Annotated in this window: 13 protein-coding genes and 1 pseudogene; 5 read left to right on the top strand and 9 right to left on the bottom strand. The window is 73.0% G+C overall.

Going from position 1 to position 15,361, the window contains the following annotated elements:
- Nucleotides 1-296: 296 nt before the first annotated feature.
- On the bottom strand, nt 297-1,598 hold the full coding sequence (locus AB0F77_RS42330; protein WP_361959891.1) for an MFS transporter: 1,302 nt from the start codon (nt 1,596-1,598) through the stop codon (nt 297-299).
- 136 nt (nt 1,599-1,734) lie between these two features.
- Between AB0F77_RS42330 and AB0F77_RS42325 the strand changes: the two are divergent.
- Both AB0F77_RS42325 and AB0F77_RS42320 read left to right on the top strand, forming a co-directional pair.
- Nucleotides 1,735-2,616 (top strand): annotated as a pseudogene (locus AB0F77_RS42325) (LysR family transcriptional regulator); the annotation flags it as partial.
- Between the two features lie 90 nt (nt 2,617-2,706).
- Nucleotides 2,707-3,135: a GNAT family N-acetyltransferase gene (locus AB0F77_RS42320; RefSeq protein ID WP_361959897.1), complete on the top strand. Its 429-nt coding sequence runs from the start codon at nt 2,707-2,709 to the stop codon at nt 3,133-3,135.
- A gap of 31 nt (nt 3,136-3,166) precedes the next feature.
- Here AB0F77_RS42320 and AB0F77_RS42315 read toward each other — a convergent pair whose 3' ends face one another.
- Nucleotides 3,167-3,997, bottom strand: coding sequence for an SDR family oxidoreductase (locus AB0F77_RS42315; RefSeq protein WP_361959888.1), 831 nt, complete (start codon nt 3,995-3,997; stop codon nt 3,167-3,169).
- 157 nt (nt 3,998-4,154) lie between these two features.
- Between AB0F77_RS42315 and AB0F77_RS42310 the strand changes: the two genes are divergently transcribed.
- Nucleotides 4,155-5,072 carry a helix-turn-helix transcriptional regulator gene (locus tag AB0F77_RS42310; protein ID WP_361959885.1) on the top strand — a complete coding sequence of 306 codons (918 nt, stop codon included), beginning with the start codon at nt 4,155-4,157 and terminating at the stop codon, nt 5,070-5,072.
- Between the two features lie 131 nt (nt 5,073-5,203).
- On the opposite strand, the gene AB0F77_RS42305 is transcribed toward AB0F77_RS42310, so the two are convergent.
- Nucleotides 5,204-7,348: a glycosyl hydrolase family 28-related protein gene (locus AB0F77_RS42305; RefSeq protein ID WP_361959882.1), complete on the bottom strand. Its 2,145-nt coding sequence runs from the start codon at nt 7,346-7,348 to the stop codon at nt 5,204-5,206.
- Between the two features lie 373 nt (nt 7,349-7,721).
- Between AB0F77_RS42305 and AB0F77_RS42300 the strand changes: the two genes are divergently transcribed.
- Entirely contained in the window at nt 7,722-8,681 is a 960-nt protein-coding gene (locus AB0F77_RS42300) for an NADP-dependent oxidoreductase (protein ID WP_361959894.1), read from the top strand.
- Nucleotides 8,682-8,714: 33 nt separating this feature from the next.
- On the opposite strand, the gene AB0F77_RS42295 is transcribed toward AB0F77_RS42300, so the two are convergent.
- Together AB0F77_RS42295 and AB0F77_RS42290 are read right to left on the bottom strand one after the other, a co-directional pair.
- Entirely contained in the window at nt 8,715-9,428 is a 714-nt protein-coding gene (locus AB0F77_RS42295; protein ID WP_361959879.1) for an NAD(P)-binding domain-containing protein, read from the bottom strand.
- A gap of 80 nt (nt 9,429-9,508) precedes the next feature.
- Nucleotides 9,509-10,510 carry an aldo/keto reductase gene (locus AB0F77_RS42290; protein WP_361959876.1) on the bottom strand — a complete coding sequence of 334 codons (1,002 nt, stop codon included), beginning with the start codon at nt 10,508-10,510 and terminating at the stop codon, nt 9,509-9,511.
- 99 nt (nt 10,511-10,609) lie between these two features.
- Here AB0F77_RS42290 and AB0F77_RS42285 point away from each other — a divergent pair, with 99 nt between their 5' ends.
- Nucleotides 10,610-11,107, top strand: a complete 498-nt coding sequence (locus tag AB0F77_RS42285) for a helix-turn-helix domain-containing protein (RefSeq protein ID WP_361959873.1) — start codon at nt 10,610-10,612, stop codon at nt 11,105-11,107.
- Nucleotides 11,108-11,130: 23 nt separating this feature from the next.
- Here the strand turns inward: AB0F77_RS42285 and AB0F77_RS42280 are convergent, their stop codons facing one another.
- From AB0F77_RS42280 to AB0F77_RS42265, 4 genes are all read right to left on the bottom strand, one after another.
- On the bottom strand, nt 11,131-11,940 hold the full coding sequence (locus AB0F77_RS42280; RefSeq protein WP_361959870.1) for an alpha/beta hydrolase: 810 nt from the start codon (nt 11,938-11,940) through the stop codon (nt 11,131-11,133).
- A 98-nt stretch (nt 11,941-12,038) separates the two neighbouring features.
- Nucleotides 12,039-13,319, bottom strand: a complete 1,281-nt coding sequence (locus AB0F77_RS42275; protein WP_361959867.1) for an MFS transporter — start codon at nt 13,317-13,319, stop codon at nt 12,039-12,041.
- Nucleotides 13,316-13,972 carry a class I SAM-dependent methyltransferase gene (locus tag AB0F77_RS42270; protein WP_361959864.1) on the bottom strand — a complete coding sequence of 219 codons (657 nt, stop codon included), beginning with the start codon at nt 13,970-13,972 and terminating at the stop codon, nt 13,316-13,318. Before AB0F77_RS42270 ends, AB0F77_RS42275 begins: the two co-directional genes overlap by 4 nt.
- Nucleotides 13,969-15,240 carry an ATP-grasp domain-containing protein gene (locus tag AB0F77_RS42265; protein ID WP_361959861.1) on the bottom strand — a complete coding sequence of 424 codons (1,272 nt, stop codon included), beginning with the start codon at nt 15,238-15,240 and terminating at the stop codon, nt 13,969-13,971. The genes AB0F77_RS42270 and AB0F77_RS42265 overlap by 4 nt, the downstream gene beginning before the upstream one ends.
- Between the last annotated feature and the right edge of the window lie 121 nt (nt 15,241-15,361).

The following is a 15,361-nucleotide window of genomic DNA, read 5'->3' as shown; positions in this document are numbered from 1 at the left end:
TACGAGGGCGATCCTCCGCCTTGCGATTGCACGCACCAGACGCCGCGGGCCCCGCCCTCCGGGCGGACGGCGCTACTTTCGAAACACGCCCTAGTGCCGCGACAGGCAATGTTCGCCCCGTCGCGCCGCCCGGCACGCCCTCTCGCCGCACCGGCCGAAAGCCCGAGTACGCCCAGTACGACGACTTCCGGCCGGCACGCCGACAGAACGCACCGGACGCCGCTCCTTGACGGGCGAACATTGCCTGTCGCCGCACTGACCCTCCCGCCCTCGGCGGGCGGCCCGGTCCGTACCCCTCAGGCCGGGCCGGGTTCCCGCTCCGCCCGGGCACTGTCCCCGCCGTCCTCGCCGCGCGGCCGGCCGGCGGGGGCGGGCTCCGGGTCGTGGGGGCGCTCGCGTTCACGGCGGGGCAGGAGCAGCGGGGTCGCCAGGAGGAGGACTCCGGCCGCGGCGATGGCGGTGCGGGGGCCGGTGGCGGCGGCGAGCAGACCCCACAGGGCGGTCAGGACCGCGATGCCGGTGCTCGTGCTGACCGACCACGCGGACAGGGTGCGGGCGACGCACCCGGGGTCGGTGTGGTCGAGGCGGTAGGTGGCCAGGACGGGGTTGAACACGCCGATGCAGAGCAGCAGTCCGAGCTGGACGGCGATGACGAGGGCCATCCCGGGGACACCGGGGCGGACGAACGCCAGCCAGACGGGCCAGCAGGCGCGCAGCATCCCGGCGGTGCGCAGCACCCGGCGCCGCCCGTGGCGCGCCACGAGCCGGCGGGCGAGGCGGGAGCCGACGATGCCGCCGACGCAGGGGACCGCGAACACCAGGCCGTACTGCCAGGGCGCGAACCCGAGGCGGCCCAGGAGGAGAACGGCGAGCAGCGGTTCGGAGGCCATGATGAGGCCGTTGACCGCGATCACGTTGAAGAACAGCGGGCGCAGGGCGGGGCTGCTGAGGATGTGACGCCACCCTTCGAGCAGATCGCCCGCCCGCAGCCGTGTGGTGCCGGTCCGGCCGGGCTGCGGTTCGGTGCCGCCGATGGAACGGATGCCCAGGGCCGAGAGCAGATAGCTGATCGCGTCGGCCACCACGGTCGTCACCGGGCCGAACAGCCCGATCACGGCGCCGCCGAGCGGTGGTCCGAGCACCGTGGAGGTCCAGGTCGTGGACTCCAGGCGGCTGTTCGCGACGAGCAGGTCCTCCGGGGGCAGCAGCGCCTTCAGATAGGCGCCGGTGGCCGCGGTGAAGGCGATGTTGGCCGCGGCGACGACCACGGAGACGACGAGGAGCTGGACGAAGCTCAGCAGGCCGAGCGCGAAGGCGGCGGGCACGCTGAGCAGCGCGGCGAAGCGGATCAGGTCCATCGCCACCATGACCGGCCGCTTGCGGTGGAACTCCACCCACGGGCCGAGCGGCACCGCGACCACCGCGCCCACGGCCCGGCCCGCGGCGGACAGGGCCGCGACCTGGGTCGGACCGGAGTGCAGGACGGAGATCGCGATGAGGGGGAACGCGCCGAAGCCCAGCCACGTGCCGTACGAGCTGACCGCGTACGCGGCCCACAGCCGCTCGAAGCGCCTCCCCAGCGCCCGTCTCCCCGGCATGTCCACCGTGCCCCTCACCGATCCCGGACCACCACTTCTCCGACCTCCGGCATCCAAGCGAGTCTCGGGCGCCGGGATCAAACAACCGGTCGGCCAGGAAAGCACAACCGTTCGTTGTGCCGATACGGTGGGGGCCGTGGATCTTGACGCTGTGCGCACCTTCGTGGCCGCCGCGGACGCGGGCCGCTTCCAGGACGCGGCCGCCGAGCTGTCGGTCACCCAGCAGGCCGTGTCCAAGCGTGTCGCCACGCTGGAGAAGGCCCTCGGGGTGCGGCTGTTCACCCGGACCCCGCGAGGGGTACGGCTAACCGTCGACGGACAGGCGTTCCTGCCGCACGCCCGGGACCTGCTGCGGGCCGCCGAGCGGGCGGTCGCCTCCGTACGTCCCGGGCGGCGCGCGCTGCGGGTCGACGTGATCGGGCGGCGGCTGGCCCCGGCCACCCTGCTGCGGGACTTCCGCCTCGCGCACCCCGGCGTGGAGCTCGACGTCGTGACGCTCTTCGACGTGGACGCGGCCGTCGAGGCGCTGCGGTCGGGCACGATCGACGCGTCCTTCCGCGCGGTGACCATGCCCGGCAGCCGGCTCCCGGACGACATCGAGGCCGTCCGGGTCCACGACGAGCCGGTGCAGGTGCTCGTCGGGCCGCGGCACGAGTTGGCCGCCGCCCGTTCGGTCCGGCCCGCCGACCTCGCCGGGCACCGGATCTGGATGCCGGGCCTGGTCCCCGGAACCGAGTGGGCCGCCTACTACGCCGACCTCGCCGCCGCGTTCTCCCTCACCATCGAGATCACGGGGCCCGACTTCGGCACGGAGCCCCTGCTGGACACCGTCGCCGCGTCGCCCTCGCTCACGACCCTCGTCGGCGAGCGGACCCATCTGGTGTGGCCGGCCGACCAGGGTCTGCGGCGCGTCCCCCTGCACGACCCGACCCCGGTCTACCCGCACTCCCTGCTCCACCACCGCGCCAACCCCCACCCCGCCCTCGCGGCGCTCCGCGACCACCTCCGCGCCCACCGCCCGTCCGCTTCCCCCACGACGACCTGGACCCCGGACTGGGCCCGGAGTCCCGCACCGGCACGGACCGCCGACTGGGCGCTGCGCCCCGCGGTGGCCGCCGACGTCGAGACGATCGCGGAGCTGCGGGCGACGGTCCTGCGCGCGGATCTGGAACGCCTCGGGCGCTACGACGAGCACCGGGTGCGACAGCGGCTGCGGGACTCCTTCTCCCCCGAGCACACGTCGGTCGTCGTGGTCGCCGGAGAGTTCGCGGGATGTGTCACGGTGCGGCCCGCCGGGGGCCGGCAGTGGCTGGAGCACTTCTACCTGGCGCCCGAGCAGCAGGGCCGGGGGCTGGGAACGGCCGTGCTGCGCACGCTCCTCGACAGGGCCGACGCGCAGGGTACGGCCGTCGGCCTGAACGTCCTGCGGGGCAGCGCCGCCCGTCGGCTCTACGAACGCCACGGGTTCGCCGTGGAGTCCGAGGACCCGGTAGACGTCTTCATGGCACGTCCACCGGGCGCCCCGGTCCCCGGGTGAGCCGGCGTCTCGCGCACGGCCGTGCGGCGGGTCAGCCGATGTCGGTGAGGGGTGCCGTGTCGCGCTGGGACTCGACCTCCGCCAGGCGCTCGGCGAGGGCGCCCTGGAGGAAGCGGTAGGAGTCGCTGCCCAGGACCAGGCGGCGCGGGGCAGGGGTCACGTCGACGCTGTCGATGATGCGGGTGGCCATCAGGGCCGGGTCGCCGAGGGAGGGGCGGCTGCGGTCCTGGGCGCCGCGGGTCATCGCGGCCGGGGTGTCGTCGTACTCGGCCATGGGGGTGGCCATGGTCAGGCTGCCGTAGCGGAACTCGGTGCGGGCGCCGCCGGGTTCCACGATGGTGACGTCGATGCCGAACGGGGCGACGTCCCTGGCGGTGGACTCCATGAAGCCCTCGATGCCCCACTTGGTCGCGTGGTACATGCAGGCGCCGGGGTTGGTGGCCTGGCCGCCGTAGGTGGAGAGCTGGACGATCCGGCCGCCGCCCTGCGCCCGCAGGTGCGGCAGCGCGGCCCGGACCACATGGATCGAGCCGAGGAGGTTGGTGTCGACGATCCGGGTGATCTGCTCGTCGGTGACCTCCTCGGCCGCGCCGAACAGGCCGTAGCCCGCGTTGTTCACGATCACGTCGATGCGGCCGAGTTCGGTGAACGCGCGGTCCACGACCTCCTTCACGGCCGGGGTGTCGGTGACGTCCAGCCGGGCCGTCCAGAACGCGTCGCCGTACGTGGCCACCAGGTCGTCGACGGAACCGGGACGGCGGACCGTGCCGGCGACCCGGTCACCGCGCTCCAGCAGCTGTTCGGTCATCCGGCGGCCGAAACCGCTGTTCACACCGGTGATGAACCATGTGCGCCGTGTCATGTCGTGCTCCTCGCGCCGAGCGTTCGTCGAGTCGCCCCGGCCGTTCCGGGGCTCGTCACCGAGCGTCGCGCCGCGCCGGGCGGTCAGCCAGAGTCCCCGTGTTCCGGGTAGTGACAGGGCCCCCTCACCCGGCGGGACGACGACGTACCGTCGGAGCATGGACACAGCAGACGGCCACAATCCCCTCGGCGCGTTCCTGCGGGCCCGGCGTGAACTCGTCAGGCCCGAGGAGGTGGGGCTGCCCGCCTCGGGCCTGCGGCGGGTGCCGGGGCTGCGCCGCGAGGAGGTGGCGATGCTCGCGGGCATCAGCGCCGACTACTACCTCCGCCTCGAACGCGGGCGCGACCGCAATCCGTCGGTCCAGGTCCTCGACGCCCTCGCCGAGGTGCTGCGCCTGGACGCGGACAGCGCCGCCCACCTCGTGGAGCTCGCCCGCCCCAAGTCGCGCCGCCGGCCGCCCCTCCCCCGGCCGGAGCGGGTACCGGACGGCATCCTGATGCTGCTCGACACGCTCACCGTGCCCGCGTTCGTGCAGAACCGCTGCATGGACGTGCTGGCCGCCAACCGGCTGGCCGTCGCCCTGTCCCCGCACATGGCGCCGGGCGTGAACCGTCTGCGCGCCCTGTTCACGGACCCCCTGGCCCCCGAGCTGCACATGGACTGGGAGCAGGGCACGGCCGGTGTGGTCGCGCAGTTGCGCGCCGCGATCGGCGGGGAGACGGACGACCCGAGACTGACCCAGCTCGTCGGCGAGCTGTCGCTGAAGAGCGAGCGCTTCCGCCTGCTGTGGGCCCGCCACGACGTGCGCCGTTGGGAGGGCGCGGTCACCCGGCTGCGCCATCCGCAGGTCGGCGAGGTCCGGCTGCGCCGCGAGAAGCTCGCCGTCACCGGGTCCGACGGGCTGCTCCTCGTCATCCATCACGCGGAGCCGGGCACCGGTTCCGCGACGGCGCTCGCCCTGCTCGGTTCACTCGCAGCGAGCCACGACCGGGACACGTCCGACACATCCGACACCTCCGGCACATCTGCCACGTCCGACGCGTCCCGCACGGCCGGCAACGACCGCTCACGCTGAGCCGGTCCGCCGTCGACCGGCCGGCGCGGGACCGTCACCGCGGGGTGCCGTCCGCCATGTCCCGGCCGTCGGGGGGCCGTTGAGGCCCGTCGCCCGCCGTCCCCCGGCCGTGCGGGCGGCGGGCGGTGGGTTCAGCGGACGGACGGGGCGGTGGCCGGGCCCACGGTGAGCGTCACCGGGGCCGAGCGCAGCCGCTGGTGGCCGACGGTCGCCGTGGCCGTGACGGCGGCCCGCCCGACACCCACGCCGGTGACCGTCCCGTGCTCGTCGACCGTCACCACGGAGGGGTCCGAGCTGCGGTACGTCACCGTCACGGGCGTACGTGTGAGGTGGTCGGCGCCGAGGACCAGGTCGTCGCCGGTGACGGTGACCTCCGACGCGGGCATGTCGGCGGTGTCGACCCGCTGGTTGAAGCCCTTGTCGTACGTGTTGCCCGTGAGGGTGACGTCGTCGGCGCCGTCGAACGTGAACAGCGGCGCGGTGCTGGTCGGGGGCGGCGCGTCCGTGGTGAGGGCGGCGGTGCTCCCGACGTACAGCGGCCGGTCGGGGCCCGACAGATGCAGGCCGCCGTAGTGCCGGATGCGGTTGCCGCGGAAGGTGAGGTCGCCGACACCGCGCCCGGAGAGCACCGTGCCGGAGATCATGTTGAAGTCGTTGTCCTCGACGAGGACGTTGCGGTGCACGGGCTGTCCGGGGACGAACTGCTGGTTGGTGGGGTCGAAGGAGATGACCGGGCCGGCCGGGCGATCGAAGACGTTGCCGCGGACGACGACGTCCCGCACCGGGCCGGACTCGAACCAGGAGCGCGCGTCGTCCGAGATGTAGATGCTCGACATGCTCATGCCGTCGAAGTGGTTGTCCTCGATGCGCACGGGCCTGCGGGTGGTGACGAGGATGCCCCGGGTCGGCACGGCCCGGAAGGTGTTCCCCCTGATCTCCACGGACGGGGTGTAGGTGGTGTTCTCCGCAGCGTAGTCGCCGGGGGCGGCGAGGACCGCGTCGGGCAGGGGGCGGTCGACCGTCACGGTCATGTTCCGCAGATAGGTGTCCGGATCGGCCCCGGCGGGCACGCTCGTCCCGGTCGGTCCGTCCACCGCGACGACGGTGGCCGTCGCGCCGGGCACCGCCAGCATGGTGCGGGTGTCGACGAGTTCGATCCGGTCACCGGGGTGGTACTGCGGGAAGCCCGCCGTCTCGTTGTGCATGTACCGCAGGCTCAGCCGCCTGCTCCCGGCGTCCGCGGCGGTCACCTTGAGGTAGGTGCCGTGGACGTTGATCGGGTCGTCCTGCGGGTTGTCGAAGAGGCAGTTGGTGATGCGCACGGTGCCCTTGACGCCGGACATCTGGATGTGGTCGGCGAAGCTCGACGTGACGCGTCCGGTGCTGCGGTCGGTCCGGAAGGCGACCGAGTCGATGGTGATGTCCTCGCTGAACTGGCCGACGAGGCCGAAGCCGTGCAGGTAGCCGAGGTTCAGGTGGTCGACGGTGACACCGCTCGACTCCCAGAACAGGGCGGCCGGGGTGTCCCGGGTGGTCTCGCGCATGGCGTAGACGTAACCGTGGTCGGCGGGCGGGGTGGCGTCGGTGTAGTCGATCCTCAGCCGGTGCCGTCCCAGGTCGGTGATCCGGGCGACGTTCTCGAAGACCGGGTTGTCCGTGCGCCAGGTCCTGTCGGTCGAGGGATCGTGCACCTGGGCGTAGTTGAAGGAGTTCACCCCCGTCCAGTACGGCCGGCCGGTCACCGGGCTCCGTTCGCCGGACCACCGTACGGACGTGCCCTCCACGGCGTAGTGGTAGGTCGGGGGCACGGTGATGACGCGGTAGGCGCGGCCGGCCGTGACACCGGTCTCGGAGACCGTGATGTCGACGGTCTTGGGGGCGACCCAGTCCTGCGCGAAGTTCGTGAACCGTACGTCGGTGGAGCGGATCGCGGCGAACACGGTCTGGAACCCGTGGTCGAGGATCGTCGCGCCTCCGCCGTCGACCACGACGTCGTGCATGTCCTCGATGAGGATGCCGATGTTCTTGGTCTTGAGCGACTGGTCGGTGCCGAGGGTGTTGCTGACGTACAGCTCCCGCTTCGGCGTGTGCTCGGGATACATCTGGTAGGTGCCGGGCGCGAAGTGGATCGTGGTGGGCCGGTGGAGCTTCTTCGCGTGGGCCACGGCGGCGGCGACGGCGGCCGCGGAGTCCGACCGTCCGGTGGGGTCCGCGCCGAAGTCCGTGACCTCGACGACCGTGCGTCTGCTGTGGTCCGCCGGTGCCACACTCGGCATAGATCCGATCATTGAAGCCTCCTGCCCCTGCCCCGCATCCCTCTCCGCGGCGTCGGCGGGAGCCGTGACGCAGAGCATCACAAGTCCGCACGCTGCGACGGCCGAGGCGAAGGCCGTGGAGGGGCGGTGCGTTCGGGTGGACCTCGGATGTGTGGATCCCATGGCGTCCCTTCCTGAGAACCGTGCTGGACATCCGATCTGTTCAACGCCTTGGAAGATAGGGGCCAAGTCACCAGAAGGGCAAGGGAAGAAACAAAAACCAACACGACCGCCATACTTTGTCACTCGTTCCAGATAGGGCTAGGCTTGATTCTGGAACAGTCGACCAACATAGGCGAGCGGTGAGATGAGCGGTGAGATGAGCGGTGAAGTGATGAAGGCGGTAGGGCTCCTGCGCTACGGCGGTCCCGAGGTGTTGCGGGTCGTCGAGCGCCCGGCCCCGCACGCCGGCCCCGGCGAGGTGCGGATACGGGTGCGTGCCGCGGCCGTCAACCCGGTCGACACCCTGATCAGGACGGGTGCCTCCCTGGCCCGGCTGAGCGGCGCGGAATCGCTCGTTCCCGGTCTGGACGTCGCCGGAACGATCGACGAGGTCGGTCCCGGGACGACCACCGGTCCGGCGGTCGGGGACCGGGTGATGGCCATGGTCAACCCGACCCGGCCGGCCGGCGGCGGCTACGCGCAGTGGGTCGTCCTGCCCGAGTCCTGGGTGGTCCCGGCGCCGAAGGGCACCGATCACGCGGAGGCGGCCACCCTGCCCATGAACGGCCTCACCGCGCTGCACGGCCTCGACGGGCTCGCCCTGCCGCCCGGCGGCACCCTCGCCGTGACGGGCGCGGCGGGCGCGGTCGGCGGTTACGCCGTGCAGCTCGCCAAGGCGGCGGGCCTCCGGGTCCTGGCCGACGCCGCGCCGCGCGACACGGAACTGGTCGCCGCGCTGGGGGCGGACGATGTGCTCCCCCGGGGCCTGGACTTCGCCGCACGGGTGCGCGCCCGTGTTCCCGACGGTGTGGACGCGGTGCTCGACGCCGCCCTCCTCGGTGTTCCCGTGCTCGACGCGGTCCGCGCGGGCGGTGCGCTCGCCTTCGTGCGCACGGTGGCGGACCAGGAGGAGTTCGAGAGGGCCGCCAGGGAGCGGGGGGTGAAGCTGGTGGCGGCCTACGTCCACGAGTACGACGGGCGGCGCGACAAGCTCGACCTGCTGCGCCGGCTCGCCGAGGACGGCGCCCTGACCCCGCGTGTCGCCGGGCGCTTCACCCCCGAGGAGGCTCCCGAGACCCACCGCCGGATCGAGGCGGGCGGGGTAAGGGGCCGGTTCGTCATCGAGTTCTGACCGTCCCGCGGTGGACCGGACGTCCCGGCGGGGTCAGAACTCGCGGGCCGCCTGGTCCGTGCGCTCCGCTGCGGCCAGGAGTGCGGTCAGGGTCTTGGCGGGGAGCGGCGCCGCGGGGGTGGTGCGGAGGTCGGCCAGGGACTTCAGCTCCGGGGAGGCGTACGGGGTGAGATAGGCGATCGTGTTCGGCTCGAAGCGCCAGGAGCCGGTCAGATCGCCCGTGTCCACCGTGTCGTAGCCCAGCCGGTCGGTGAGGGCGGCCAGGGTCGCCCTCGTCTCCGGGTCGTCGCCGGCCAGCGGCAGGGCGCTGCGGTCGGACGCGCCCGCCGGGCGGGCGAGCCGGGGGATGTGGTGGTACGAGATGTTGCTGAAGACCCGCACCGTCCGGGCGTCCGGCAGCAGGCCCTGCACGTACTGGGCGATGGTGACCGAGCCGGAGTCCAGTTCGGCGATCCTGCCGTCCCGGTGCGGGTAGTAGTTCGTGATGTCCAGCACCGGCTTGCCCTGGAACAGGGCCGGGTCGAGGTCGGGCAGGTTCCCGAGCGGCGCGGCGAGCACGACGACGTCCGCCTTCGCCGCGCCGGCCGTGTCCGCAGCCGAGGCCAGGGGGCCCAGTTCGGCGACGAGGTCGGCCAGCGACTCGGGGCCGCGCCGGTTGGACAGGACGACCTCGACGCCGGCCGCCACCGCGAGCCGTGCGATCTCTCGGGCCATGAGGCCGCTGCCGATGAAGCCGAGGGTGGTCATCGTTCCTCCGGAGGAAAACAGGAAAAAAAAGGGGTGGGTCAGGGGGTGAGGGGGGTCGGTTCGGGCGCCGGTGCGGCGGTTCAGCTCCGCGGCGGCGTGACGCCGTAGGACCAGTTGTGGCCCAGCTCGCTCTCCCGCTCGCCGCTGACGGGCAGCGCGTCGAGGCGGGTGATCTCCTCGGCCGTGAGGGTGAGCGCGGCGGCGCCGGTGTTCTCCTCCAGCCGGGACACGTGCAGGGTGCCGGGGATGGGCACGACGGAGGGCGACTTGGCCAGCAGCCACGCGAGGGCGACCTGGCCGGGGGCGGCGGCGTGCGCGGCGGCGATCTCCCGCACCGTCTCGACGGCGGCGAGGTTGGCGTCGAACGCCTCCTGCGCGAACCGGGGCATCCTGCGGCGGTAGTCGTCGGCCGGCAGGTCGTCGCGGGAGGTGATGCGCCCGGTCAGCATGCCCCGGCCGAGCGGGCTGTACGGCACGAGGCCGATGCCGAGTTCGCGGCAGAGCGGGAACACCTCGGCCTCGATGTCCCGGGACCACAGCGACCACTCGGTCTGCACCGCGCTGATCGGGTGCACGGCGTGGGCGCGGCGGATCGTGTCGGGGGCGGCCTCGCTCAGGCCCAGGTGGAGCACCTTGCCCTCGCGGACCAGCTCGGCCATGGCGCCGACGGTCTCCTCGATCGGCACGTCCGGGTCGACACGGTGCTGGTAGTAGAGGTCGACGTGGTCGGTGCCCAGCCGGGAGAGGGACCGCTCGATGCGCTCGCGGACGTACTCGGGGCGGCCGTTGATGACCGGCGGGGCATCGGGGCCGAGACCGCGGACGATGCCGAACTTGGTGGCGATCCGCACCTCGTCCCGGCGTCGGCCGAGCGCCTTGCCGATCACCTCCTCGCTGTCGCGGTAGATGTCCGCGGTGTCGATCAGGGTGACACCGAGGTCGATCGCACGCTCGATGAGGGAGTCCGCGCCGGTGGTGTGCTCCTCGCTCTGCCCGTAGGGGCGGCCGAAGCTCATCGCGCCGTAGCCGACGGCGCCCACCGTCAGACCGTCGGAACCGAGGTTGCGCAGGTTGATAGGCATGACGGACAGGCTAAGTCCACAGTCGTGGACTTTCAAGTCAGTCCTTCTCTGGACATAAGCTCCCTTAAGTCAGCCCGGCCGCGAAGCTATAGTCGAGCCATGTCCACCCCGCTGCGAGACTCCCTCGTCGACCGCGAGACCTGGTTCGACGTCCCGTGCTCGGGCCGACTCGCCCTGGGGGTCGTGTCCAACCAGTCCACGTGGTTCCTGCTGCGCGAGGTCTTCTACGGAACCACCCACTTCCAGGACCTGGCACACCAGGCGCAGCTCAGTGAGCCCACCGCGGCCGCGCGGCTGCGCGACATGGTCGCCGCCGGTCTGCTCACCAAGGTCCCCTACCAGGAGCCGGGCCGGCGGGCGCGGGAGCGCTACGCGCTGACCGACCGCGGGAACCAGCTCATGACCGTGTACTTCGCGCTGATGCAGTGGGGCGACCGCCATCTGGCGCCGGACGGCGGCGCGGTCCGGCTGCGGCACGCCGACTGCGGGGCCGCCGTGCACGCGGAGCTGCACTGCAACGCCGGACACACCGTGGCCCCGGCCGACGTCGAGGTCGTACCGGGGCCCGGCTTCCCGCAGGACTCCTCAGGCGCGTGACGCCGGCGGCGCCGCCGCGTCGCTCATCGTGTTCCGGGCCGGCCGTCCCCGGCCCGGTCGTGGAGGTCCCTCATCTCGGTCACGACCCGGTCGGGGTCGTCGCGGTGGATCGAGTGGCCCGCGCCGTCGACGACCGTGAAGGAGACGGTCGGGACGTCCGTCAGCGGCGCCGCGTCGGCGGCGGCGCAGGCGGGGTCCTCGCGGGCGGGGTCGGCGCCGAGGATGCGCACGGGGACGTCGAGGGACCGCACGAGGTCGCCGAGGGCCCAGGGGACGTTGGCCCGCAGGGTGCTCTCGACGACGTGGTCGCTGACGGCCCGGTTGGCGAGGACGCGCTGCCAGGCGTCCTCCTGGTGCCAGGGGTGCTCACCGGTCATGAAGTCACGGGGCTCGGTCCGCCGGATCGACGCCCGGATCTCCCGGATCACGTCGTCGCGCGCCGACTCGGCGAGGTTGAGGACGGGGTCGACCAGCAGGACCGCACGGGTCCATCCCGGGTCCGCCGCCGCGGCGTGGACGGTGACCGCGCCGCCCAGGGAGTGCCCCACCACCATGTCCCAGCCGCCGTCGTGCGTCTCGGGCCGCAGGGCCAGGACGTCGTTGCGGTACCCCTCCAGGTCGTAGTTCAGGGTGCGCGGAGCCCGGCCGTGGCCGCGCAGGTCGGGGGCCGTCACGAGCCAGCCCTCGGCGGCGAGGGCGGAGGCGATCCGCCACCAGGTGCCGCCCGTGGAGCTGAGGCCGTGGAGCAGCAGCAGCGAACGGTCGGCATCGGGGCGGCCCCAGGTCAACAGGGGCAGCCGGACGGGGAAGTGGGGGTCGGGCGACTGGGACACGTACACACCTCGGGATCGGGACACGGGGGCGGGACGGAAGGACGGGCCGGGCCGGGCTCCTGGGGCCGGCCCGGACGACCGGGACGACCGGGACGACCTTACGAGCCCGTGTCCGCCGTGTCGGGCCCGCGGTCGCCGCGGAGCGCGGTGGCCACGACCAGGGTGCCCGCGGCGGCGAGACCCGCGCAGCACGCCAGGGAGGCACGTGCCCCCCACGCGTCCATCGCCCAGCCCAGCAGCGGCGCTCCGACGGTGGTGCCGCCGGAGTACACCAGAGAGTAGAGGCCCATCACGCGTCCCCGCATCGCGGGATCGGTGGCCATCTGCACGGTGGTGTTGGCGGTGGTGTTGAAGACGATGCTGAGCCCGCCGACCAGGACCATGACGGCCACGAAGGACGCGTAGCCCGGGGCGAGGGCGGCGACGAGTTCCGCACCGGCGAACCCGCCCGCGGCGTACAGCAGGACCCGGGGCGGCGTGTTCCCGCCGTCACGGCCTCGCCGGGCCGTCAGCAGGGCTCCGGCCACGGCCCCGACTCCCAGCGCCGTGGTCATCAGCGCGTACCGTCCCGCCGCCACGTGGAAGGTGCCGCTCGCGAAGCCGGAGAAGATGGTCGGGAAGTTGTAGCCGAAGGTGCAGACGAATCCCACCAGGGTGATGGGGCGCAGCAGTTCACCGCGCCGGCGCACGTAGCGCAGCCCCTCCCTGACCTGTCCCTTGGTCCTCGGTTTCGGTTTCTGCGCCGACTGCCGCACCGCCAGCAGGGAGGCGACGACGACGGCGTACGACGCCGCGTTCACCGCGAACGCCCAGCCGGTGCCGACGGCAGAGATGAGCACGCCCGAGACGGCCGGCCCGACGAGGCGGGCGCTCTGGAAGTTGAGGGCCCCGAGGCTGATGGCGTTGCCCAGGTGCTCGGGGCCGACGACGTCCGCGACGAAGGACTGGAGGGCCGGGTTGGAGACGGCGTTGACGGCTCCCGAGACCAGGGCCAGGCCGAAGACGAACCCGAGCGTGACGTGCCCGGTGAGGGTGGCGACGGCGAGGAGCGCGGCGCACAGGCCGAGGACGGTCTGGGCTGCCATCAGCAGCAGCCGCCTGGGGTAGCGGTCGGCCAGGGCACCGCCGAACAGGCCGAGGACCAGGATGGGCAGGAACTGGAGGGCCGAGGTGATGCCGACGTTCAGGGCGCGGCCGGTCAGCTGGAGGACGAGCCAGTCCTGCGCCACGAACTGGACCCACGTGCCCGTGTTGGAGACGAGCTGCCCGAAGAAGAAGTAGCGGTAGTCGCGTACGCGCAGGGCCGCGAACGCGCCCGCTCTCCGCTGTCCTGGGGCTCCGTCCTGCGGGCTCTTCGCGGGTGTCGGTTTCACCGTCATGCAGATGTGCTCCGTCGTGTTGCCGTGGTGGCGATGACAAGGAGGTAGGCCAGACCCTCCAATCGGCGGCGCACCCGGCGCACGGCGAGCGGCGCGAAACCGGCTTCCGTGAGCAGGGCCCGCGCCTCGGGTTCGGTGAACCAGCGGGAGAGCCTGCCGTCGTCGGCCCGGTTGAGGCGGCCCTCCGGGTTCTCCCGTGCCGTGGTGAAGAGGCTGATCGCGAGCAGGCCGCCCGGGTGCAGGTGCCCGCGCACGGCGGCGAGGTACTCGTCGTAGCGTTCCGCGTCCTGGTGGTGGAGCACCCCGTTGTCGACGGCGGCGTGGAACTTCTCCTCCGCGGGCAGCAGGGTGATGTCCCCCAGGAAGAAGGTCACCCGGTCCTGCCAGCGGGTCCCGAGGGCGTCCCAGTCGGGCAGCCGGACCAGGTCGGTGGCGGTCACCCGGTGTCCCGCGGTGAGCAGGGCGACGGTGTCGGGGCCGCGTCCGGCGCCGATGTCGAGGACCCTGCTGCCGGGGGCCAGTCGCGGCAGCAGCATGGGGACGAGTTCCCGCATGGCGGACTCGGTGCTCCACGAGTCCTGGCCGTCCCTGTACCGCTGCGCGAACGCCGCGTACAGCACGTCGCCGTAGTCGGTGTCGGTGTCACGGGTCATGAGTGCTGCTCCAGGGTCGGTGTGTCCGTCTCCGGTTCGACGAGCACGCGCACCCGGGCGTGTGCGGTGTCGGCCGCGTGGCGGGCGGCCCGCGCGTCGGCGGCGGCGCTGATGATGAAGCCGAGGCGGTCCCGGTTGTCCCTCGGCGGGCGTACGCGTTGTCCGTCCGTGGTCTGCAGGACGACGGCGCGCACGCCGTCCACGGCCCGTGCCTCCTCGACGTCGATGCCGCGCAGCCGGCCGGCACAGGGGGCGGTGATGGACCTGATGCAGCCGGTCCCGGTGGTGACGGGCGCGGGCGGGAGGCCGCCGAGGGCCACCTCGATCAGATCCTGGTGGACGGGGCGGGCCAGCACCCCGTTCATCATGGCGGGCACGAGTCCGCCGATGAGACGTCCGTTGACCTCGATGATCCGTGGTCCTTCGGGGCCGAGGACCAGTTCGGTGTGGGAGAAGGAGCGGCGCAGTCCGAGGGCGTCGAGGGCGGCGGTGCAGACGCGGGCGACCTCCTCGGTGACGGAGGGCGGGAGGTCGGCGGGGAAGCAGCCGCCCATCTCCACGGTGGAGGTGCCCTCGGCGTGGTGGCGGTCGACGCACCCGTACACCAGGTGCTGTCCCCGTACGGTCGCGACCTCGCAGCTGAGGAGGGGGCCGGGGACGTAACGCTCCACCAGGATCAGGCCGCTGCTGACGAATCCGCGGCCGTAGCCGCGGCTGGAGACGATCGCCTCGGCCAGCGTGCGGACCTCCTGCGGTGTCCTGGCCACGCCGACGTGGATGGAGCTGAAGCCGTCGGCGGGTTTGACGACGACGGGGGTGCCGATCGTCCCGGCCGCGGCCACCGCCTCGTCGGGGGTGCGGGCGGGGGCGAAGTGCGGCTGCGGCACCTTCGCGTCGCGCAGGGCCCGGCGCATGAGGTGCTTGTCGCGCAGCCGCGCCACGGCCTCGGGGTCCTCGGCGGCGATCCCGAAGCGGGTGGCCGCGCGGGTCGTGGGCAGCAGGTGCGCGTCGCTGAGGGTGAGCACGCCGTCGACCGGGACCTCGGCGTGCAGTTCCCGCAGGGCGTCGAGGATCGCGTCCTCGTCGGTGGTGCGGACGCCGGCCCTGACGCGGGCGGCCGACCTGATCGCCTCGTCGGCGCCGCTGGAGACCAGATAGGGCCGCACGTCGTGCGCCATGAAGGTGACCTGGTGGCCGACCGACTCCGCGACGCGGACCACGTCGAGGCCGGCCGTGGGGGTGGATTCCACGAGGACGAGATGCGCCATGTCCGGACGGTGCCTTTCGTGGGGGTGGTGGGGACGGGTGGGGTGGGGTGCCGGCGCGGGGCGGGCCCCGGGGGGGGGGGGGCGGTGCGCGGGGGTGGGGGGGGGGGTGGCCCGGGGGCGG

Source organism: Streptomyces sp. NPDC026672, assembly GCF_040638185.1.
In the GTDB taxonomy this organism is placed as follows: Bacteria; Actinomycetota; Actinomycetes; order Streptomycetales; family Streptomycetaceae; genus Streptomyces.
This window is presented reverse-complemented; position numbering and strand designations above follow the sequence as displayed.